Annotated in this window: 17 protein-coding genes; all 17 read right to left on the bottom strand. The window is 51.5% G+C overall.

What is annotated here, in order from left to right; translation table 11 throughout:
• Positions 1 to 107 precede the first annotated feature (107 nt).
• The 17 genes from nadA to PUT07_RS33675 all read right to left on the bottom strand — a co-directional run bounded on the left by nadA (position 108) and on the right by PUT07_RS33675 (position 20,558).
• A complete protein-coding gene (gene nadA, locus PUT07_RS33755) occupies positions 108 to 1,046 on the bottom strand; it encodes a quinolinate synthase NadA (RefSeq protein WP_274473219.1) in 939 nt (312 codons plus the stop codon).
• A gap of 200 nt (positions 1,047 to 1,246) precedes the next feature.
• Positions 1,247 to 3,196, bottom strand: coding sequence for an ATP-dependent zinc metalloprotease FtsH (ftsH, locus tag PUT07_RS33750; protein WP_274473218.1), 1,950 nt, complete (start codon positions 3,194 to 3,196; stop codon positions 1,247 to 1,249).
• 95 nt (positions 3,197 to 3,291) lie between these two features.
• Positions 3,292 to 3,831 carry a hypoxanthine phosphoribosyltransferase gene (hpt, locus tag PUT07_RS33745; RefSeq protein ID WP_274473217.1) on the bottom strand — a complete coding sequence of 180 codons (540 nt, stop codon included), beginning with the start codon at positions 3,829 to 3,831 and terminating at the stop codon, positions 3,292 to 3,294.
• 70 nt (positions 3,832 to 3,901) lie between these two features.
• Entirely contained in the window at positions 3,902 to 5,317 is a 1,416-nt protein-coding gene (tilS, locus tag PUT07_RS33740) for a tRNA lysidine(34) synthetase TilS (protein WP_274473215.1), read from the bottom strand.
• A gap of 36 nt (positions 5,318 to 5,353) precedes the next feature.
• On the bottom strand, positions 5,354 to 6,265 hold the full coding sequence (locus PUT07_RS33735; protein ID WP_274473213.1) for a serine/threonine-protein kinase: 912 nt from the start codon (positions 6,263 to 6,265) through the stop codon (positions 5,354 to 5,356).
• Complete coding sequence (locus PUT07_RS33730; protein ID WP_274473240.1) at positions 6,249 to 6,968, bottom strand: vWA domain-containing protein; 720 nt, start codon at positions 6,966 to 6,968, stop codon at positions 6,249 to 6,251. Before PUT07_RS33730 ends, PUT07_RS33735 begins: the two co-directional genes overlap by 17 nt.
• Before the next feature lie 146 nt (positions 6,969 to 7,114).
• A complete protein-coding gene (locus tag PUT07_RS33725; RefSeq protein WP_274473212.1) occupies positions 7,115 to 10,486 on the bottom strand; it encodes a collagen binding domain-containing protein in 3,372 nt (1,123 codons plus the stop codon).
• A gap of 181 nt (positions 10,487 to 10,667) precedes the next feature.
• Positions 10,668 to 11,420 carry a class D sortase gene (locus PUT07_RS33720; protein ID WP_274473211.1) on the bottom strand — a complete coding sequence of 251 codons (753 nt, stop codon included), beginning with the start codon at positions 11,418 to 11,420 and terminating at the stop codon, positions 10,668 to 10,670.
• Positions 11,421 to 11,508: 88 nt separating this feature from the next.
• Positions 11,509 to 14,001 (bottom strand): stage II sporulation protein E, encoded by a 2,493-nt coding sequence (spoIIE, locus tag PUT07_RS33715; RefSeq protein WP_274473210.1) that lies wholly within the window; start codon positions 13,999 to 14,001, stop codon positions 11,509 to 11,511.
• A 590-nt stretch (positions 14,002 to 14,591) separates the two neighbouring features.
• Entirely contained in the window at positions 14,592 to 15,173 is a 582-nt protein-coding gene (locus PUT07_RS33710; RefSeq protein WP_274473209.1) for a S1 domain-containing RNA-binding protein, read from the bottom strand.
• Positions 15,174 to 15,268: 95 nt separating this feature from the next.
• The gene (locus tag PUT07_RS33705) at positions 15,269 to 15,589 is read right to left on the bottom strand and encodes an FtsB family cell division protein (protein WP_274473208.1); all 321 of its coding nucleotides are present in this window, start codon (positions 15,587 to 15,589) and stop codon (positions 15,269 to 15,271) included.
• Positions 15,590 to 15,604: 15 nt separating this feature from the next.
• A complete protein-coding gene (yabQ, locus tag PUT07_RS33700; protein WP_274473207.1) occupies positions 15,605 to 16,180 on the bottom strand; it encodes a spore cortex biosynthesis protein YabQ in 576 nt (191 codons plus the stop codon).
• On the bottom strand, positions 16,177 to 16,464 hold the full coding sequence (gene yabP / locus PUT07_RS33695) for a sporulation protein YabP (protein WP_274473206.1): 288 nt from the start codon (positions 16,462 to 16,464) through the stop codon (positions 16,177 to 16,179). Before yabP ends, yabQ begins: the two co-directional genes overlap by 4 nt.
• 112 nt (positions 16,465 to 16,576) lie before the next feature.
• A complete protein-coding gene (locus PUT07_RS33690) occupies positions 16,577 to 16,840 on the bottom strand; it encodes an RNA-binding S4 domain-containing protein (RefSeq protein WP_274473204.1) in 264 nt (87 codons plus the stop codon).
• Positions 16,840 to 17,112, bottom strand: a complete 273-nt coding sequence (locus PUT07_RS33685; RefSeq protein WP_029197991.1) for an HU family DNA-binding protein — start codon at positions 17,110 to 17,112, stop codon at positions 16,840 to 16,842. The genes PUT07_RS33690 and PUT07_RS33685 overlap by 1 nt, the downstream gene beginning before the upstream one ends.
• A 157-nt stretch (positions 17,113 to 17,269) precedes the next feature.
• Entirely contained in the window at positions 17,270 to 18,787 is a 1,518-nt protein-coding gene (mazG, locus tag PUT07_RS33680; protein WP_274473201.1) for a nucleoside triphosphate pyrophosphohydrolase, read from the bottom strand.
• Positions 18,788 to 18,848: 61 nt separating this feature from the next.
• Entirely contained in the window at positions 18,849 to 20,558 is a 1,710-nt protein-coding gene (locus tag PUT07_RS33675; protein WP_274473200.1) for a putative polysaccharide biosynthesis protein, read from the bottom strand.
• Positions 20,559 to 20,647 lie beyond the last annotated feature (89 nt).

Raw genomic sequence — 20,647 nt, 5'->3', positions numbered from 1 at the left:
AGACGGACTGAGAGATTCCTTCCTTCTCCATGCGAGGGTAGCTTCATCTAATAAGATCAACACGCTGCTTTCCTATCAATTTCAATCCAACAAGAGAGTAGCGCATGCTACTTTACTTGTAACATGCGCTCTAATGACAATCTTGCTCTATCGGCTACATCTTCCGGTACATAAATTTCCGGCTGCATGGTCTCCAGACATTTCACAATTTTCTTCAGGTTATTCACTTTCATATTCGGGCAAACCAAGTATTTCGTAGCAAAATGGAACTGTTTGTCCGGGCTGTCCAGACGCAGTTGATACCCTGTTCCGTCTTCCGTACCGACAATAAATTCCTTGCAATCGGACTCTTTGCAATATTTGATAATCGCCGTCGTGCTGCCTACGAAGTCGCCGAGCTTCACCACTTCCGGACGGCATTCCGGATGAACGACGAATTGAGCGTTCGGATACTGCGCTTTCATTTCTTCTACGTCCTTGACAGTCAGCATATCATGGGTGTTGCAGTAGCCTTCCCAGATGATGACCTTCTTGCTTGTGAATTTTGATACATAGTCGCCCAAATTTTTATCCGGTACCCAGATGATCTCATCCGAGTCGACGGAATTGATGACGTTTATGGCATTTGCCGATGTACAGCAAATATCTGTTTCTGACTTTACGTCGGCCGATGTATTAATGTAAGCAACGACCTTGGCATTCGGATGCTGTCTCTTCAAAGCCCGCAGTCCTTCGACATTGACCATATCGGCCATTGGGCAGCCTGCGCGTTCATCCGGTATAATAACCGTTTTGTTCGGCGCTAAAATCTTGGCGCTTTCCCCCATGAAATGAACCCCGCAGAATACAATCACATCTGCATCGGTCTGTGCCGCCTTCTGCGCTAGCAGGAAGGAATCCCCCCGGAAATCGGCAACCTCTTGTACTTCATCACGCTGATAATAATGAGCAAGAATAATAGCATTCCGTTCTTTCTTCAGTTGAAGCAACCGTTCTTTCAACTGACGGTTCTGCTCCGCTTTGCGCTCTAGTGCTAAAGCTTCCATGGATGCTTCCTCCCCTGTCTGGGACGTAAATGTATTTCATAACTAACTGAACGTAGTATGATCTAAACGTCATGAAATTAGAGATTTACAACTAATTTACACATTCCCGCATCCCCTGTCAATGCGTAAAAAAGCCGAAATAAGCAGAAAAATCCGGGTACACCAAACGTGTACCCGGATTTGCGTCATGCCATTGCTTGTTACTCTTCGGATTGACCCGAATTCGAATCCTTCTCTTTATCGAACCCGAATTTATTGCTATCGTTAGCTTGGCTTTGCGGCTGAATGTTCACTTTGACATCTTCATCGTCGCCTGCATTCAACTTGCCTTTCTCCAAGAGCTCGATAATTTCATCTTTATCCAGCGTTTCCTTCTCCAGCAGCGTCTTCGCTACGAGGTGCATTTGATCCGTGTGCTCAGTTAGAATCGCGCGAGCGCGGTCGTAGCACGTACGAATAAATTGCTGCATCTCTTGGTCAATCTCGTAGGCAATCGCATCACTGTAGTTCTGTTCATGGCCGATATCGCGGCCCAAGAACACTTGGCCTTGGGAGCTGCCGAATTGCATAGGTCCAAGCTTATCGCTCATCCCATATTCCATAATCATGCGGCGAACGATGCCCGTCGCTTTCTGGAAGTCGCTGTAAGCCCCTGTACCGATCTCGCCGATGAAAAGCTCTTCGGCAACACGGCCGCCAAGGAGGCCCGTCACTTTATCCAGCAGCTCGTTCTTCGTCTGCATCATGCGGTCTTCGCCTTCTTTGGGCAGCATCATCACGTATCCGCCAGCGCGTCCGCGCGGCACGATCGTTACTTTGTGCACCATATCTGCGTTCTCCGCATAGTAGCCGATGATTGCGTGTCCGGCCTCGTGATAAGCAACGATGCGTTTCTCGGCTTCGCTGATGATCCGGCTCTTCTTCTGCGTACCGACGATAATCCGGTCGAATGCTTCCTCGATCTCCGCCATGGAAATATCTTTACGGTTGCGACGTGCGGCAATCAAAGCCGCCTCGTTCAATAAATTCTCCAGATCAGCGCCCGTGAATCCGGTTGTGTAACGGGACAAGGAGTCCAGCTTCACGTCCTTGGCGAGCGGCTTGTTGCGGGCATGTACTTTCAGTACAGCCTCGCGTCCTTTGATATCCGGACGGTCAACCGTGATTTGACGGTCGAAACGGCCTGGACGCAATAACGCAGGGTCAAGAATGTCAGGGCGGTTCGTCGCCGCAACGATGATGATGCCCTCATTCGCGCCAAACCCGTCCATCTCAACGAGCAATTGGTTGAGCGTTTGCTCGCGCTCGTCATGTCCGCCGCCTAAGCCGGCGCCGCGCTGACGACCAACGGCATCGATCTCATCGATAAAGATAATACAAGGCGAATTCTTCTTCGCGTTCTCGAACAAGTCACGCACACGGGATGCGCCGACACCGACGAACATCTCTACGAAGTCGGAACCGGAGATACTGAAGAACGGTACGCCCGCTTCACCGGCAACCGCCCGTGCAAGCAATGTTTTACCTGTTCCCGGAGGCCCGTTGAGCAGAACCCCCTTCGGAATTCTGGCGCCGACCGCGGCGAATTTCCGAGGATCCTTCAGGAATTCAACAACCTCAACCAGCTCTTGCTTCTCTTCATCTGCGCCTGCCACGTCTTCGAAGGTGACACGCTTCTTCTCCTCATTATATAAGCGGGCACGGCTCTTGCCGAAGTTCATCACTTTGCCGCCGCCACCCTGCGCTTGGTTCAACAAGAAGAAGAACAAGATGAAGATAATGACAAATGGAATAATCGATGTAAGAAAGGAAATCCAGACGCTATCCCGCTCCATCGTCTCGTAGGTTTCCGTCGGAACGCCATTCGCTTCAATCAATTGAACGACCAAAGGCTCATATGGAGCATGGGTTTCGAAGCTTTTCTTATCCACACCATTAGGAGGGTTAATGTACTTACCCTTAATCAAATACGTGTATCCATCGAACTTCAGGGTTACGGATTCCACGTTTTTGTTAACGACCGCTTGGCGGAATTTATCGTAAGTAATTAATTCCTTTTGTTCGTTTTGGGTACTGATGAAATGGACGATACCTACTGTTACCAAAAATATAAGCAAATAAAAACCGGTATTCCGGATAATTCGATTCATCCCAAGCCTCCTCTCGAACGGCACACTTTTATTATTTTACCATATCCCGGTAAAGCACTACAAATTAACCGCATGGATGAGCCGGTGATATGACATTACGTCGTGTAGATCTCTGGTTTCAATATGCCGATAAATGGAAGGTTGCGGTATTTCTCTGCATAATCCAGACCATATCCGACAACGAACTCATCGGGAAGCTCATACCCTGCGTAATCAGGTTCGAGCTCAACGGTTCTGCGTGCCGGTTTATTAAACAGCGCCACGACCGAGATCGTTTTGGCATTGCGTCGCTCTAGCACATCTATCAGATAACTCAGCGTCAATCCGCTATCGATAATGTCCTCCACGATAAGAATGTGCCGTCCTTCTACAGGTACATCAAGATCTTTGATAATCTTGACGACACCGGATGACTTCGTGGATTGTCCGTAGCTCGATACAGCCATGAAATCGATTTCCAATGGTACGCGGATTTGCTTCACGAGGTCTGCCATGAAAATGAAAGCTCCCTTAAGCACGCAAATAACCAATGGATTCTTGCCTTCGTAATCGTTGGAGAGTTTCTCTCCCAATTCTTTAATTTTCCCTTGAATCTGTTCTTCGCTGTAAAGAACCTCTTGAATGTCGCTGTACAAGGATGAACCCCCTAGATTATATTATGAATCCTTATAAATTTACATTCTAGAAGAACGAAATTTACGCATGTTACTTCAGCACGAGCTTCATATGAAGCACACGTTCTGTGTCGGTTCCGACCAGAGCATGCTTGGACCTACGAAAGCCGGCAATCCAGAGGATTTGCCCGGAAGCATCGACCAGTAACGGGATGACATCACGCCGGCTTAACGGCATTTTGGCATCAATGAACATATCTTTTACCTTTTTGGACCCGTTTAAACCATGTGGTTCCAATCGGTCTCCCGACCTGCGGCTCCTTATCGTAAGAGGCCACCGGAGTTGACCGAGATCCAAATAGATGTCCGTTGCTAACGGAACAATGGAAGAGGCATCTACCGAATTGGCAGGCATCCTGGCGCATAGCAGCTTGGCCCCGGCTTCCGGAAGGTCCAGCTCATCCGTGTCCGCCCCCAGCTCATAAGCATAGGGCTTCGGGACAGGCTCAGATGTCTGAAACAGAATGGCTTCATATTCTCTCACAATATAAAGCGCATCATCGACCTGAAGTACTTGATTCGAAACCTGGTCCTGCGACATCAACTCACGGATACTTTCAATCCTGATAAAGTCCAGCCGGTCCATTCCCAAACAAAGACAGTTTAATATTAATTTAATCAAACGCCTTTGTAAAGCAACGTGCAGTCCGGTGAAATCACTTCGCGTCAAGCGGCAGCCCGCCCCCTGAAAAGTCACTATCCGGCGCAGTACCCGTTCGGTTTCTACTGCCAGATAATCGTCCTCAGCGCGCATCATCTCCGTCAAACGGTTCAGCGATTCCGGAAGCTGTTCATTATACTGCTTCAGCATCGGCATCACATCAAGCCGAATTTGATTACGAAAGTACTTCCGCAGCTCATTGCTGCTGTCTTTACAATAAGTAATTTGGTGCTGAGCGCAATAATTCACAATATCTGATTTGTATATACGTAGAAAAGGCCGGATCAGTTCCACTTTTTTTTCGCGCCTGCGTTCCGGCATTCCCACAAGCCCCGACGGGCCGGTTCCCCGCACAATTCGCATCATCACCGTCTCGGCCTGATCATCCGCATGATGGGCGAAGGCAATCCGCTCCGCCTTGTAGGCATCCGCCACCTGATGCAGGAATTCGTACCGTTTCTCGCGGGCCGCGGCCTGCCCGTTCAGCGATGTCGCCTCTATATAAGCAGGCACATCAATAACGCCGATTTCACAAGGCAGCCCCAGCCGCTCCGCCAAGCGGGCGACGAAGGCGGCCTCGGCATCCGATTCCGCTCCGCGGAATTGATGATTCACATGTGCCACAACCAGCTTCCAGTCGAACTCCTTGGCAAGCGCAAAAAGGACATGAAGCAGCGCCACGGAATCAGGCCCCCCTGATACCGCAACAACCACAACATCTCCCGAAACCGCGAGCTTCTCTTCGATGATTCGCTGCCGCACGCTGGCGGCAAGATCGATGTTCATTGTGTAATCCTTTCCCACTTACGCTTTCCTTATCCATTAACTCAACCAATATACATAAACGGTAGCCCCGAAAATAAAAATGGAAGCGGCGAAACAAATTTTGAGCCACGGCATGCTCAGCGCAGGCTGCGCCAGCTTCTTGCCTGACATGAGCTTTTTCCAGAAATGATAGGCTTCCTCCGAAGTGCGGAATTCCCCCCGCAGCGCTTTGTGCAGAAACGGGGCAAGCTGCGCGGCGACCGGATTCTCGCTGATGATGGCCGCCAATTGATCCAGGTCCCTGTTCTGCGGAAGCATTTTGATATAAGAGGCAAAACGTTTGCGCTGATCGAGCGATTTCAAAAGTAAAATGGCAAATGAAAAAATATCGTAGCTTTCTTCCGCTACCCGCTCCCCCATATTCCAGAAGCCGCGATCGTATACTTCGGTCAATTGCTTAATCGCTCTGCCCTTCGGCGTCACACCGCCGAAATCGATGAGGTCGACATTCCCATAATTGGATACGATCATATTCTCAATCTTCAAATCTCCGAACACGTAACCGCTCTTATGAATCTCGGTCAGCTTGCGGAGCAGATTCGCGCCGATGACATAAATCCAATCCTGGCCGCGCTTCGCAATGAATTGCGATACCGTCATTCCCTCGATATACCGCATGACATAGAACGATATATCCTTCCCGCTGAACGACATGTCGTCGGTATCAATCAGAAAATTTTTGAATGAAGTGTCTGTGAGCGATATGGCAAGCAGCGAGTTGATCTCCGATTGATGGTCGACCGTTTCGTGTCCTGCTTTCAATGCGTACCTCGCTGTTCCTCTTCGTACGAGAACCACGACGCCGTTCGACCCAGCACCTAACAGACGTTCGACCACATAGGTGCGGCCGTTCCATTTGCCTCGGATTTCTGAGCCTGGGCGAAAGGCTTCCTCATACCACGTAGTCACTCAGCATCCCATCCCCGGTCGTTGGTGAGAAAGGCTTCTCCGCCACGTACTGCAAGGTTTGCAGGAGCGCCGGACCTGTCGGAGTCGTACCCTTCATGTTTATTTTATAGAACATCTTGTCCAAATTTGCAAGCTGATTCGTCCAACCGTGGTCCATCTCGAGTTCCTGATCTCTCGTTTTCGTCGAAGGGAAATGGAACACAGCCAGCTCACTCTTGCCGGTGCGGGCTCTGAGACTCAGCAGCAGATCGTGGATCGCTTCCCTTACAGCTGCGAGCTTAGGCTTCATACTAGCACTAGCATCTATTAAAAGCGCAACGCGCAGCGCAGAGGTTTCACTCATCGAGTCAATGACCTGAACCACTTCGGCCCGCTTCTCCGGCGGAAGCTGTTCCAGCTGGTTGATGCCCAGAATGCTTTGCAGCTCCTTGCCTACGGCATGCTGGATGGTTGTGCTTACCGTCTTGCGCGTCATCATCTGAACCGTTTGGGACAGCTGCACGGAATTCACAATCCGGCTCATCCCGCCCCCTGCGGCCGCAATCTCACGAATCTCCTCAGAGCCTAGTACGCCAAGCTCTCCCTGGTCGACGACGCCGATGACGTTCACTGTAACCCCCTCAGCGTGCGCCTCTGCAGCCGCGATAACCGGACTAACGCCGACGTTCGAGCATCCATCTGTAATCAGCAAAATCTGTTTCATCATGACAATTGCCTCCCTAGTGGAACAAAAGATTGATCTCTCTAGCAGTTCTTCTCCTAGTTTTTCCATTTTCGAGAGGCTCTAATCATAGGAAGCGGACAAAAAAGCCCTAACAGCAAATGAGCTGTTAAGGCTTAGGGTCAATTTCAATTTCTACGCCATCTTCTTCTTAAAATGAAGCCCAAAACAATAAGCGCCAGTCCGGCGATTTTCACCGCAGTATGACTGGATTCGCCCGTCACCGGAAGCGTCTCCGGCTGGTTGCCTGGCGAATGATCCACCGCCGGAGGGTTCGGATCCGTCGGGTTAGGGCTGACGGAAGGAACCGGTCCGGTCGATGGCGATGGCGATGGTGTCAGCCCCGGACTCGGACTTGGGCTTGGACTCGGTTTCGCGCTTGTGCCTGGACTCGGGCTCGGTGAGGCGGAAGGAGCAGGCGTCCCGCTCGGCACCGGCGTTACCGAAGCGCTTGGCGTCGGGTCCGGACCATCATCCGAGGTGTCAGACCCCGGCGGCTCGGTTGGCCTTGGCGTATTGGTCGGTCCTGGCGTATTGGTCGGCTCCGGCGGCTCGGTAGACTTGGTATTGGTGACGGTTATCGTTACATTCTCACCGGAACCAAGGGCAACCGGATACTCCCTGGTATTGAGCTCATACCCGGCAGGCGCCGTGCTTTCCTTCACGATATAGTCACCCTTCAACAGGCCGGCGAATTGGGCGATCCCGCTTGCATTCGTGGCCATGGTGCCCACCTTGTCGCGCGTCTGGCCGGCCTTCCGGTACAAGTCAAACGTAGCTCCGCTAAGCAGTACCGTGTTATTCGACGCATCCACCTTCTTCACGGAAAGCGAGCCCCTCACTCCGCTGCCGGTACCGGAGCCGCTGGAAACGCCGACAATAATGTCCTCAACCGTCTCCTTGGTTACCGTCGTTGTATTGTTGCCGGTCAAGCTGACTTGATTGGATACGGTGTCTTTATCATTGGCAGCGATGAGCGATTGGTACTCCAAGATATAGGCGGAATGAATGGGATTTACGAACTTCAGGCGGAAGGTTTGCTTGCCTTTGGCCGTGGTATCGACAACTAGCGTATAGTCGACCCCCTTCGTTAATTCCGCCCCTTTGGTAATATCCCCATTTATAGCAACCGTCGTTTTATACAAATGGAACGTATCGAGCAGCAAGACCTGATTCTCCGTCGGCGTATCGATGATGGCGGCGTCGTTCAGAGTGGACTGCCCTTGGTTGATCGTAACGGTCCAGTTTATCTTATCTCCGCTCTGCAGCCCTTTCTTGGTCACGTACTCGCCCCCGTGCGGGATCGGAACCGTTCCGGTCAGATCATTCGATACAGGCGAGTTCCCATCGAACAGCTTCGCCGTATTTTTCACGGAACCGTTAATTAACTGTCCGTCCAGACTTGTTTTGAAGACGATGGAATAGGGCCCGTCAATCGCTTGCTTAAATGTCACTATAAGCTTATTGGACGCATCCACCTGATACTCATAAGCGGCAGGGTCGATAGCTGTGCCTACGGACTGATTGCCGTTCGCGGCGATAACCATGTTGTGAACGGCAAGCGAGCCTTCGACGAGCTTCTGGTTGGACTCCAGCAGATCTTCCACGATGGCCTGTTGGATCGGTTTACTATTGTAGTTCACACCGACGATCCAGGTAAGCTGTTTGGTCACCGGGTTGTAAGCGCCGTTCTTGAACCCGTTGTTCTTGACTTCATTCCTTGGATTGAAAATATCCGTCACTGTCTTGCTTTGTTCTTCCTCCGCACGATCCAACCAGGCGATTTGGGCCGAATTCAGGAAGTCGGTTCTGCTGCCTGCAGGTTGAATCCAATCCAAATTAAACGATGTTTTGTAATTGATGGTCACCGGTCCGGTTAGCAGATGATTGAACCTGACGAGGAAGCCATCCTCAGGAGCTACCGTACTGTCTAATGTATATTCAGACGGGTCTAGTGTCCCTGTGCCTTGTTTAATGACGAAGGTTTCGGGAAGCAGACGCATGCCCTTATACGGGAACGTATCCGTTACAATCACGTGGCTCATTTGCTGGCTGTCCCCGTTGATCGCAATATTCCATTCAACGATCTTGGTATTATAATCGACATGCCCGTCGCTTTTGACAATCGCCACCTGCGTGATGGGCCTTACAGCCGTGTCACTGCTTCCGCCGCCCGACGTCACGGTGTTGGTGACGGAACCATTGTCCAGAACGGGATTGCTCGACTTAGTCTTATATACTATTTTGTACGCCTGCGAAATATCATGAAGGAACTGCAGCTTGAATCCTTTTTTGCCCGCAGCCGTTTGCGGAGTTACCGTATACTCTGCGTCTGACAGCGGGCTGCCCAGCACCTCGCTGCCGGAAGCAGACAATGTAACGGGATAGACTTGCATGGAGCCTGCAACGAGTTCCTGGGATTCATTGAACAGGTCCGACAGCCAAGCGGCCGACTGTGCGATGTTGGCTTCGTTATAATTGTATTTGATTGCCCAACCTATGGTCTGGGTTCCTGTTGTATAGTCAGTTGTGATTTTATCAAGCTCGCTGCCATGCTGGACGGCAACTGTTGCAGTTGCTTGAACCGGCGCCTTGTTGCTTCCGGCCAGAGTAGCGGTATTCACAAACGACGTTTTGGAAGTATCCGTAATGGGAGTCGCAAATTGAATCCGGTAGGCAGTCGTTATCGGATTATCCGCGAATCGTACCGAAAGTCCCCCTCCAGCCGTATTGATCGTATATTGGCTGCTGTCGAGCAGCGTACCCAGCGTCGTCGTGCCATCCAACTGCACATCCAGTTGATAAACGGCAACGGTGACCGGGGCGGCCAACCCGTCAGGGAGAGGATCCGTAACGATCGCCTGCTGAATGACGTCTAGCGATTTATTGACGTCGACGGTCCAATCGATTCGCTTCGTATTAAAGCCCTCGGCCGTTCCGGATTTGCTAATGGTAGAAGGAACATCCGGCCTGAAGACGATCGTAAACACCTGTTCTCCGGATTGAACCGGAATTTTGATAATCTGCGTCGTGCTGCCTTTTATTTGGCTTTTGTTGAATTGGGTATTGAAAGTAAGGGTACCTCTCACATTATCATGGTTCTCAATAAAATTATTAAATGTAATGGTAACTTTGCGGCTATCCTTATCAACCTGAAAGGTTCCAACCTGATCGTCACCGGCGCTCAATATACCGCTCACGCTATTGTACAACAGAAATTGCTCCGGCAGAGTAAACAGATAGGTGTCGCCTGAGCGGTAACTATGACCGTCCGGCAAAGACCAGGTGTAGTCCAGCCTCACTCTGGCGCCTTGTTCATATACGTTCCCGGTCACGACTTGTCCCGAACTATCGTAGACAGCCATGGTTACGCTGTCCAAGATATTATCGGAGATTGCGGTAGCGCTGGCTTTGGTCGAGAGACCAACTGCATACAGGCACTGCATGAAGACTAACAGAATAACTAGCAAAACTTTCATTTCCTTCTTCAACATGTTCATAATTCCCTCCGTTCCTATTGAGTGTGTGAATCTGAAATAAACAAATATCTTTATAGTCTATGAAACAAAATGTATCAAAATAACCGAAAATATACAATACAAATTGTATCATTTTTAATAATGACAGATACATTTTGTATTGTATACGGCGTAACAGGACCCCTAGGGTCCCTATTTCTCATTAGTCCGATGATTCTACAATCTTCCCTTTAATTATTAATCGATGCGTCGGATTATCCATCGGATGGCAGGTAATTAGCGTAATCTCCTTGTCTGTGCCATTTCCTTTCAGGACTGAAATGTCCGTGGGCAGGACATATTGCTTCTCTTCCACGATGTATACAAACTGTTTGCTGCCGGTCTCTACTTCGATGACGTCTCCCGCTTCGACCTCATCCAACCTATTGAAGTTTTTCCCGTACGTCAAATTTCGATGGCCGGCAATCGCATAGTTGCCAACCTCGCCCGGTTTCCCCGTATTGGCTATACTCGCGACGGAAACTTTCAAATTCTTGACGGTTGCATCCGTCAGTATCGGTAGTTTCAAATTAATTTTCTCGATCTTCAGCACGCCCTCAACGTTCTTGGGCATTGGTGTCGGCTTCGCTGCAGCTTGCATGACCACAGGCTTAACCGGCTTATCGCTAGGCAAAGCTGCCTGCGGACTTGGCACAACAGCGTCCGCTGAATTCACCGCCTCTGCGGCGTGGGCTGCCTCAGCAGTCTCTACGTTCTCTATCGTTGGATCTGTGCCTGCAGGTAATACCGTCTCACGCTCCTCATCCGAAATCTGATCCATGATTTGCAAACTTTCCTGCCACTGGTTCATAATCTTCTGCTGCTGATAACTCTCATACCGATCATTCAGGGTCGGATATAGAAAAATCAAGGCACCAAGAACGATGCATATGAGGGAAAGCATTTTCCTGAACATGCCGTACCGCCTTTCTTCACCTTCTCATCTTCAAGTTCACAGCGAAAGCCGCAACAGCAAATGAGCTGTTACGGCTTCACTTTCCTGGCTAGCTGACGGTCTTCGGACGCTCCATCCGCGTAATTCCCGGCCAGCGGAACGTAGCCCACTCGGGCTGCCGTTTCTCAACGCGCGCGACGAGCACCGTCATATCGTCTTGAATTTCGCCATGATGATGGCGGAAAATACGCTCCAACAAGCAGTCCGCGAACTCCTGCGGCAGGGTCGTGTCGATTTCGTGGATCATCCGCTTCATCCACATCTCCTTATTCACGGCATGCCCTGGCGCATCATAAATGCCGTCGGTCATCATGACGAGGATATCGCCTGGTTGAAGGGCAATCGAAACCAGATCCACATCGATCTCGTTCAAGATGCCTACCGGCAAATTGTTGGCGGAGATCGGGATCACCTCATTTCCGCGTTTAATAAAGCTCGGGGTCGAGCCGATTTTCATGAACGTGGTGTTGGCGTTGTACATATCGATCAAAGCCATATCCACCGTTGCGTACATTTCATCGGAGGAGCGCAGCATCAAAACCGAATTCAGCGACTTGATCGCGAGCTTCTCGTCCATACCCGACTGCAGCAGCTGCTGCAGAATGTTCAGGGCGGTCTGGCTCTCAGCCCGCGCCCGCTCGCCATTGCCCATGCCGTCGCTCAGCGCAACGGCGTACTTGCCATTGCCCAGCTCTACGGTCGAATAGCTGTCGCCGGAGAAAATGTCGCCTCCTTTCGCTGCACCGGCGACGCCGGTTTCCACTACGTATTCCTTGGCGGAGCCGAACACGACCGTGCTGTAGCCCTCGCCGCGCTCATGCATCTCCTCTCGCATCACGGCGACATTCTCGCCAATAATTTCACTCAGCAGCGGCGCAATGATTTTGCGGCATTCATCAAATCCCTTCGTATATTGATGGATTATTTCAATTTCAATATTTCCTTCGTCCAAGGAGATGATGTCGATGCTGTGAATGGATAAGCCCAGTTCCTCCAGCGCATGACGGATTTGCTCTTCTTGAAGGAACAATTCCTGCCCTTCCCGCTTAATTTCTTTCGCCAGGTCCTCCATCACCTGCGATACGCCGGACAGCTGATCCGCCACGAGTTGACGGCTGTCCATAATCTGCTTTTTCCAGTGCAAATCATTCTTATACAAGCTATATTGGTGCTTCATGACATCGAGCACTTGTTCCGTACGGTTGCACACCTTCTTCCATTCCGGCGGTATGTGTTTCTTGCTCATATTCTCCTTCGATTCGATAGAGGTCATCATATCCGTCATATAGGTATACGTTTGATAAAATTTTTGGTCCCAACATTGGCTCTTCTTCCAACAAGAATCGCACGCCTTCTGCGCAACGGCATTCATGAAATGCCCGACTTCCTCCTCCTTGCGGCTGACCGCATCGTCTGACGTTAATTGCTTGAAGCTGCGGGACAACTGGCGGAACACTTCCGAGAACTGTTCCACCCGGCTGGCGGTCACATCGCGCACCCGCTTCGCGTAATCCTGCTGCGACTTGAGATTCTCCTGCGTGCCCGGCACGTATTTCGCCAATGTTTGAATAAGACTTCGCGGCGTCAGCAGGAACAGCGTCACGGCGGCGAGCGACTCCCAGGTTGAATTAATGACATCGGCGCCCGTTCCCATATAGAACGATAGAATCGATGATCCGAGCAGCATCCCAAAGGCAACGGCGAGCCGATTCCCCTCCTTAAGAAGGCCCGCTAACATGCCAGAGAAGGCCAGCAAGCTCATCTGGTACACGGCGTTACTATTCGCAAGGCTTAAGATTAGCCCTGTGATGACGCCAACCGAAGCTCCGAAAGGGGCTCCGCCTACTAGCGCAAACAGCAGAATTAAGTAACGGGAGAGCACGTGCTCCACCGTGACAGGTCCCATGATCCAGCTCACCGTCCCTGTCATAACGGATGCCAGCAGAATAATTAAGCATATGATTTCTTCATGTTTCAGATGATAGTTTCTCCGGGTAAGAGTGAAGACGGGAATAGCTTGTATGAAAATCAGTGTCAGCACCAGACTGAGCAGCGCCTCCACCGAGAGCATCATGAGCGTATACCAGGTTAGGTTCGATACGACCAGCTCGGCAAAGAGCTGAACCAGAAACGTCGAGCTGAACACAAGAATCGGCGCCAACGATACATCGGAGCGCTCGAACTTCTCCAGCGCTTTCTGAATGAGCAGGAATACGATGATCTCTGTCACGAGATATCCGGTGTTGGCGCCTAGCGACAGCAAGCTTCCGGCGAACGCTGCAACCCCAACCCAATGCAGAATATCTCTTCTTGTAAAATAAATAACCGCTATAAAGGCAAGAGCAAACGGGGACAACTGTTCCAAAATCATTGCGCGTCCGAGCAGGAAAGCCATTACGATGAGCAGAAGCGTCCACTTCTTCGCCACGAAGGCTTGAACAAACCGGTTTTCCACTGCTGCGCTGCGTGCACCTGTTTTCGTTCTTTGCCACAATCCTGACATTCCGCCACCAATCACCGCACCTAAGCTTCGTCTTTGCATGTTTTGAACACCATCCATTTCTTCCCTTATTTGTTTCTCTAGTATAGAGACAATCTAGCAGAAAGTTTGTCAGAATGAGTTGATAGATTCAAAGAAATTTCCGACAAGCCGCGCCGGCCGTGTCAGCACGCGCCAACCCTTGCCTCGCCTCGCTTTCTCCGGGTGAGCGCGTATCCAAAAGTCTGATCGCCCCGAACTTTCGCCATGCAGATGGGGGAGATACCCGTAACACCCTGTCGATTCGTATGGGCGGTCCGATGAATTGTAATATGCGGGTAATGTAAACGAAAGGGAAATGGAGTGCGCTATTTGAGCAGATTCAGCCGATTTTCCTGACTTTGCGGAAATACAGGGCCTTATTCACATTCGCTGCCACTCTGTTCAGCCAAAAACAGCAGAATAGAAGATCGTATTTCCCCTTCGAGGGCTAACGAGGCGCATTTGGAGTAAATAAGGGATCGTATTTCCGTTTCATGGCGCCGCGATTCTTTCGGCTTCGTCAGCACAATTCAGCATACACCAGGTACCCAAGCAGCAAAAGCGAAAAAAACCACATCCGCCTAAGCGAATGTGGTTCTTATTATCATCTATTAGTCTCTTCTTCCGCCCCGGCCACCGCGTTTGGACTCAGTGTTCTTCTTCAAGGACGAAATCCGCTCTTCACTATCTTTAAGGAACCGAGATACTTTATCTTCGAAAGAAGCAGGTCTAGCTCCGCCTTGCTGCTTGTTAAAGCCGCCACGGCCGCCACCGCCTCGATTGAAGCCGCCGCCTGGACGACCGCCACCACCCGGACCACCGCTCGGAGGACCACTGCGATCTCCGCCACTGCTTGGGCGGCTGCCTTGGTAACCGCCTGGACGATCTCCGCTAGGGCGTCCTTGATAGCTGCTGCCACCTGTACGTTCAGGACGAGCTGGTCTTTCCTCAACTGGCTTGTCAATCGCTTGCTTGATCGACAGTCCGATCTTGCCATCCTTGTCCACGTTAATCACTTTGACCAATACCTTGTCTTCCAGCTTTAAATGGTCATTAACGTCTTTCACATAATTGTCTGCGATCTCCGAAATGTGAACAAGACCGGTAACTCCTTCAGCAAGCTCGACGAATGCTCCAAAGTGAGTAATCCCCGTCACTCTACCCTCTAACTTGGTGCCAACTTCAATTGCCATAAAGTAAAATGTTCCTCCCTTAAAATGTTGAAAACACTGGCTACGCCGATTATAACCGATGCTGAAACCACGGTCAACACGGCATTAGCCGCTTGTTATTGCTTCGATACGCTTAAAGGCGTCTCTCCCGGTTTGCTATAGTGAAAATCCCGGCGAATAATTTGATCCAAATATTCGTCATTATGAAGCCTTGCGATTTCTTTCTGCGTTTGCTCCTTGACTTTCTTCGCATCGGCGAGCTGCTGCTCTATATTCGCGACGGCATCTCTCTTCTCGTGAAGCTTGGCGAACTGCCCCCAAATGTTAACAGCAGCCCAACTCATAAAACATAGGACAAAGATCAAGAGAAAACGCAGTCTTCGCTTTGAGCCTATACTACTGCTGCGCTTATTTGGTGCGGTTGCTTGTGCCTGCATGAATAGGAATTCCTCCTACTTTGAGAATAACCTGCGGTAGACCGCAATCACCTTGTCCGTCAGCTTCTTCAGCCAGGCAGGGATTACGAAATATTTGTGAGCAGGCCGAGTCATCCAAAGGAGTAGTCTCCACAAAGGATACAGCAATTGTAGCACAATTCTGTAAAGGAATATAGCTACGGCAAGCAAAAAGCCCAAAATTATCACAGTTAGACGATATAAGCCAATGATCGGTTTAAAGATAACAATTTCGACAGTTTTGGCAATAAACTTATATACCGCAATGACAATTCGAATAATCAGGAGCGTCAGACGTATCGTCCAGGTGCTGAGGAAAGCGAAATAAAAGCAGATGCCGATCCCCATGCCGAGAAAAATAAAGACACGAACTTGTCCTTCATTACTGTAAATGAGCAAACGGAACACGAGGATTGTCGCCACAATCCAATACACTATATCGACGAGCGGAATCGTCCACCGCGGCAGCTTCAGCTTGCCGGACAGCACGCGGAACACATCGAACATCGCGCTGATGGCGACCCCGCCGACGAACATCATGAAAATCGTATGAAACTGAACGCTCAGCGTCACTTGAATAACTTACCGAGAAACCCCTTGGATTTCTCCGGGGTGTTTCCGTCCACATAAGCTAATTCGTGAATGAATCCTTCAATGGCGACCAACCCTTGCTCCAAGCTCAAATTCTTAATGTGCAAATTCAGCCCTTTAATCATCAAGTAACCCATTTCCGTTTCAAGGAGGAACTCTTCACTGTCAAAGCTTTCTACGTTCAAAACTCCGGAGATCTCCAAGAGCTTGCGATTCAGCATTTTAATTTCCTGCCGCTTGTTCGTCGTTTTCACGGGTTCAACCATGGCCTGTACCCCTCCTTCATCTATCATTACGATATGGGAGGATGTCCGCTTTTAGAACCTAAAAATAGCCCAAGACCCCTCATCCGGGAATCTTGAGCTATATGTGCATGTTTTACTCCGACTGATAAGCTTCTTCCCCCAGCAAGGTGTACATCTTCGCCGCATCTTCCTTGCGGGTCGACTCCGATAGAAGCTCCACGCGAATCGTCACCTTTTTCTGGCCGAATTGGATAGCCAGCTCGTCGCCGACTTTCACCTGCGTGCTTGCCTTGGCGTCCCGGCCGTTAATCCAGACGCGCCCTTGATCGGACACATCCTTCGCCACGGTCCGGCGCTTAATCAGACGAGAGACTTTGAGAAACTTGTCGATCCGCATTATTTTACAGCGTCTTTAAGCTTGTTGCCCGCTTTGAAAGCTGGAACGTTGGATTCCGCGATCACGATCGGGTTGCCCGTTTGCGGGTTGCGGCCCGTACGGCCGGAACGTTTGCGAGTTTCGAAAGTTCCGAAACCGATCAATTGAACTTTATCTCCGGATGAAAGAGCGTCTGTCACTTCACCAAGGAATCCGTTAAGAACTACTTCTACGTCTTTCTTAGTCAAGCCGCTTTTTTCTGCGATGTTGTTGATCAAATCTGTTTTGTTCATGAGATAGGTTACCTCCTAAAATAGTTGAAGATCATGTCTTCTATACGACATAGGGATCTTTGAATGCAGTTTCAAAGTCTCTCCGCTTGCCATATTTCCATATTCAACCTTACACCAAACTTAGTATTCTTCTTTTTTCGTCAAATTCCTTCTATGTCTAGTGAAGTTTTGTAACTTTTTTTGCTTCCTGCCAATATTTTTCCATCTCTGATAACCCAGTTTGTTCAAAAGAAAGCCCTTTTAAACGTAGCTGATCCTCAATATACGAAAATCTTTGAATAAATTTTCGATTCGTGCGCATGATAGCTTCCTCCGGATCGATTTTGAGGAATCTAGCAACATTGACCATAGAAAACAACACATCTCCCAGCTCGCCGAGACGGGCTGCGGCCGCATCTTCCGACGTATCCGCAATCGCCTCGCGCAGCTCCGCCAGCTCTTCCTCCAGCTTCTGCATCACTTCGCCGAGCTCCGGCCAATCGAAGCCGACGGTTGCCGCTTTCTTCTGCAGCTTGAGCGCCTTCATAAGTCCCGGCAGCTCCCGAGGAATGCCGTCCAGTACGGATTGCTTCGTCACGTCGATGCCTTTCTTCCGCTTCTCCTCCGCTTTCATGGCATTCCAATTCACGAGCGCCTCATCCGCATCTTCCGCTTTATTCTCCCCGAATACGTGCGGGTGGCGGCGAATCAGCTTCTCATTCAGCGTAGCAATGACGTCATAGACGGTAAACGTGCCGATTTCCTCTTCCATCTGGGCGTGCAGCATCACCTGCAGCAGCAGATCTCCCAGCTCCTCGCACATATGTTCGGGGTCGTCCTCATCGATCGTTTCGAGCACCTCGTAAGCTTCTTCGATGAGGTTTTTGCGCAGGCTGGCATGCGTCTGCTCGCGATCCCACGGACAGCCTTCGGGGCTGCGCAAAATTTGCACGATTTCGTGCAAGCGGCCAAAGCTCCGGTAACGGACCTCGTCCTGCTCACTCTTCGGCACCCATACGAGCGAAAGATTGCCGTACCCCTTCACATGATCCAGCTCATGCAGCGGCACCTCGATGATTTGCTCCGCGCCGGCTACGCCCAGAGAGTGGCCCACGACCACGCGGTATTCGTCCGGGTAAGATTCCATGAGCGAGATTTTGAGATCCGATGCGGTGTAGGTATCATACACTTGTCCGATAATCGTATGTAGCTGAGGGTTCAACGTGTAGCGGCTAAGGCTCGTCGCATCCAGCAGTTGGAAACCGTCGATCGGATCGAAACCGAATCTAAGGAAAGCTTGATCCAGGAAGCTCTCGCCCCCCATGATCTGCAGGGTAACGCCCTGCTCCGGACAGCGTTGTTTCAGCAACTGCACGGTATACTCCGCTACCATCGGATGACCCGGCACCGCATAGATCACCTCGCCGGTTGAGCCCATGGCGGATTGGATCAGCGCTTCGGCGATGGATTCATACACTTCTTCGAAGCTTTGGTGGGCGACATAATTCGCGTCAAAGGTTCGGTAAGGAATTCCGTTATTCTCCAGCATATGAACCATCGGATGATCTACCGTCCGGAGAAATACAACGGCTTGCGACTGCGCTGCGCTCTGCAGCTTCTTCCAAATACCCAGCGTAAGCTGGTCCTCGTCCCCCGTTCCGAGCCCGACAACGGTAATCGTAGCATGGGTTGACATATATACAACACCTCCTGAATATGTGCCTGCGAATCGTAATCATCACGCCGCGGCAACGGCCCTACCGGCCGGCCGAACGCCTAGCCGGCCCCAGCTTGTCCAGGACCGGTCCCAGCTTCCGGTCCAGCTCCGGCATCAGCCGCAGCTCCTCCCGGCTGATGCCGCCGCTGCGCAGCAGCGCCAGCCCGTAGACGGCCGCGCCGCCGGCTACCCCAACCAGAGCGATGGCGCTCGCGCTCAATCGCTCAGGGACATGCCATGCCGCCGCAGCGGGCATGGCCAGCCCTTGCAGCGCTGCAAGGACGCCTAACATCGCCGCCACGCCTATGGCGGGGGCGATGGCGTAAGGCCGCAGCGCGAAGCGCGCTCCGGTGCAGCGGCGCAGCTGCACCAGATTCAGCCCCGCCGCAGCGGCGTAAGCGACCACCGCGCTGAGCGCGGCGCCGTCGATGCCCCAGCGGGGCATGAGTGCCACGTTGCCGAGTGCTTTCAGCACGATGGCAACGAGCAGGGCCTTCGCCGGCGTATGAATGGCGCCGGCGCCCTGCAGCACGCTGGCCGAGACAGCGTTCAGCGTGCTGAATAAGGCGGTGAACGCCAAGACAGCCATCGTCAAGCTCGCCTCGCTGCTCTTGTAGAACATGACGTTGATCGGTACGGCAGTCAAGGCTAACCCGAACGAGGCGCCCAGCCCGGTCAGCCAAGAGAGCCTGACCGCCATCTCCGCCCGGAAGCGCATGACATCGAGCTGGCCTCTTGCCTTCGCATCCGCCAACGCCGGAACGAGCACGGCCGACATGGAGGACGCGATCATCACGACCAGCTGGACGAGCGGCAGTCCCCGGTTGTATAACCCGAACTGGCGCATCGCCTCCCATTCGCCGCCATACGACGCTTCCAGCAGCCGCGGCATCGTGAACGTGTCGACTAGCGTCAGCAGCGGCACGACGATAGCACCTAAGCAGACTGGAATGGCGTAAGCCGCAATCTTGACGGCCCACTGCCGGGAGGACGTCCCGTACGCAGACTTCCCGCCTGTGTCCTCCTCTTGGCCCGAGCCAGGCCGCAGCTTCTTCGCTTTGCGCCAATAGACGTACATCACGAGCAGTCCTGCGGCTGACCCGGTGACTGAACCGAATGTCGCGCCGGCCGCAATCCATTCCTCATCGTAAGCAAGCGCAGCCAAGTATAGCAGCAGCGCAACCATCGTGATGACACGAACGAGCTGCTCCAGCACTTGTGAGACGGCGGTCGGCACCATGTTGTGATACCCCTGGAAATAACCGCGGAGCACCGCCAGCACAGGCGCCAGCAGCAAAGCGAAAGATACGCTGCGGATTGCCTTCTCCGTCTGGGCGATGCCAATCCATGCGGCTATCCGGCCCGCTCCTCCATAGAGCAGCAGGAACATAACAACACCAGACCCGAGCAGCACCGCCGCGGAGATGCGGGCGATACGCCTTGCTTCGCGATGATTGCCGTGAATGACGCTCTCCGCCACGAATTTGGAAACCGCCACCGGAAACCCTGCCGTAGCTGCGAACAAAATTAAAATATAAAGCGGATAAACCGCGTTATAAATACCGAACGCCGTATCTCCCGCTACGTTCTGCAGCGGAATCTTCTGCAGCGTGCCAAGCAGCTTGGAGAGCACGGCAGCGGCACCGAGTACGGCGGCACCTTTTAATAGCTTGGGAGCACTCTGAACATGTCCTTGTGCTTGGCTCCGACCTTGCTGATTACTTGCCTCCTGCTGGAGCTCTTCCCCCATCCCATTTCTCCTCTGCCAGAACTTGTTATCTACACGTATTATAACGAAATCCGCCATGGCAGACAAAAAAAGCTTCGCTTACAGATGAT

Origin of the sequence: Paenibacillus sp. MAHUQ-63 (genome assembly GCF_028765165.1) — a bacterium.
Classification (GTDB): domain Bacteria; phylum Bacillota; class Bacilli; order Paenibacillales; family NBRC-103111; genus Paenibacillus_E.
This window is presented reverse-complemented; position numbering and strand designations above follow the sequence as displayed.

Bases quoted from the DNA above. Each gene is read 5' to 3' on its own strand.
- PUT07_RS33710 (WP_274473209.1), bottom strand. From the start codon at position 15,173: ATGGCAATTGAAGTTGGCACCAAGTTAGAGGGTAGAGTGACGGGGATT.
- PUT07_RS33720 (WP_274473211.1), bottom strand. From the start codon at position 11,420: ATGTTCAGGAAAATGCTTTCCCTCATATGCATCGTTCTTGGTGCCTTG.
- nadA (WP_274473219.1), bottom strand. From the start codon at position 1,046: ATGGAAGCTTTAGCACTAGAGCGCAAAGCGGAGCAGAACCGTCAGTTG.
- PUT07_RS33685 (WP_029197991.1), bottom strand. From the start codon at position 17,112: ATGAACAAAACAGATTTGATCAACAACATCGCAGAAAAAAGCGGCTTG.
- PUT07_RS33690 (WP_274473204.1), bottom strand. From the start codon at position 16,840: ATGCGGATCGACAAGTTTCTCAAAGTCTCTCGTCTGATTAAGCGCCGG.
- PUT07_RS33675 (WP_274473200.1), bottom strand. From the start codon at position 20,558: ATGGGGGAAGAGCTCCAGCAGGAGGCAAGTAATCAGCAAGGTCGGAGC.
- ftsH (WP_274473218.1), bottom strand. From the start codon at position 3,196: ATGAATCGAATTATCCGGAATACCGGTTTTTATTTGCTTATATTTTTG.
- PUT07_RS33705 (WP_274473208.1), bottom strand. From the start codon at position 15,589: ATGCAGGCACAAGCAACCGCACCAAATAAGCGCAGCAGTAGTATAGGC.
- mazG (WP_274473201.1), bottom strand. From the start codon at position 18,787: ATGTCAACCCATGCTACGATTACCGTTGTCGGGCTCGGAACGGGGGAC.
- yabP (WP_274473206.1), bottom strand. From the start codon at position 16,464: ATGGTTGAACCCGTGAAAACGACGAACAAGCGGCAGGAAATTAAAATG.
- tilS (WP_274473215.1), bottom strand. From the start codon at position 5,317: ATGAACATCGATCTTGCCGCCAGCGTGCGGCAGCGAATCATCGAAGAG.
- PUT07_RS33725 (WP_274473212.1), bottom strand. From the start codon at position 10,486: ATGAACATGTTGAAGAAGGAAATGAAAGTTTTGCTAGTTATTCTGTTA.
- PUT07_RS33730 (WP_274473240.1), bottom strand. From the start codon at position 6,968: ATGAAACAGATTTTGCTGATTACAGATGGATGCTCGAACGTCGGCGTT.
- spoIIE (WP_274473210.1), bottom strand. From the start codon at position 14,001: ATGCAAAGACGAAGCTTAGGTGCGGTGATTGGTGGCGGAATGTCAGGA.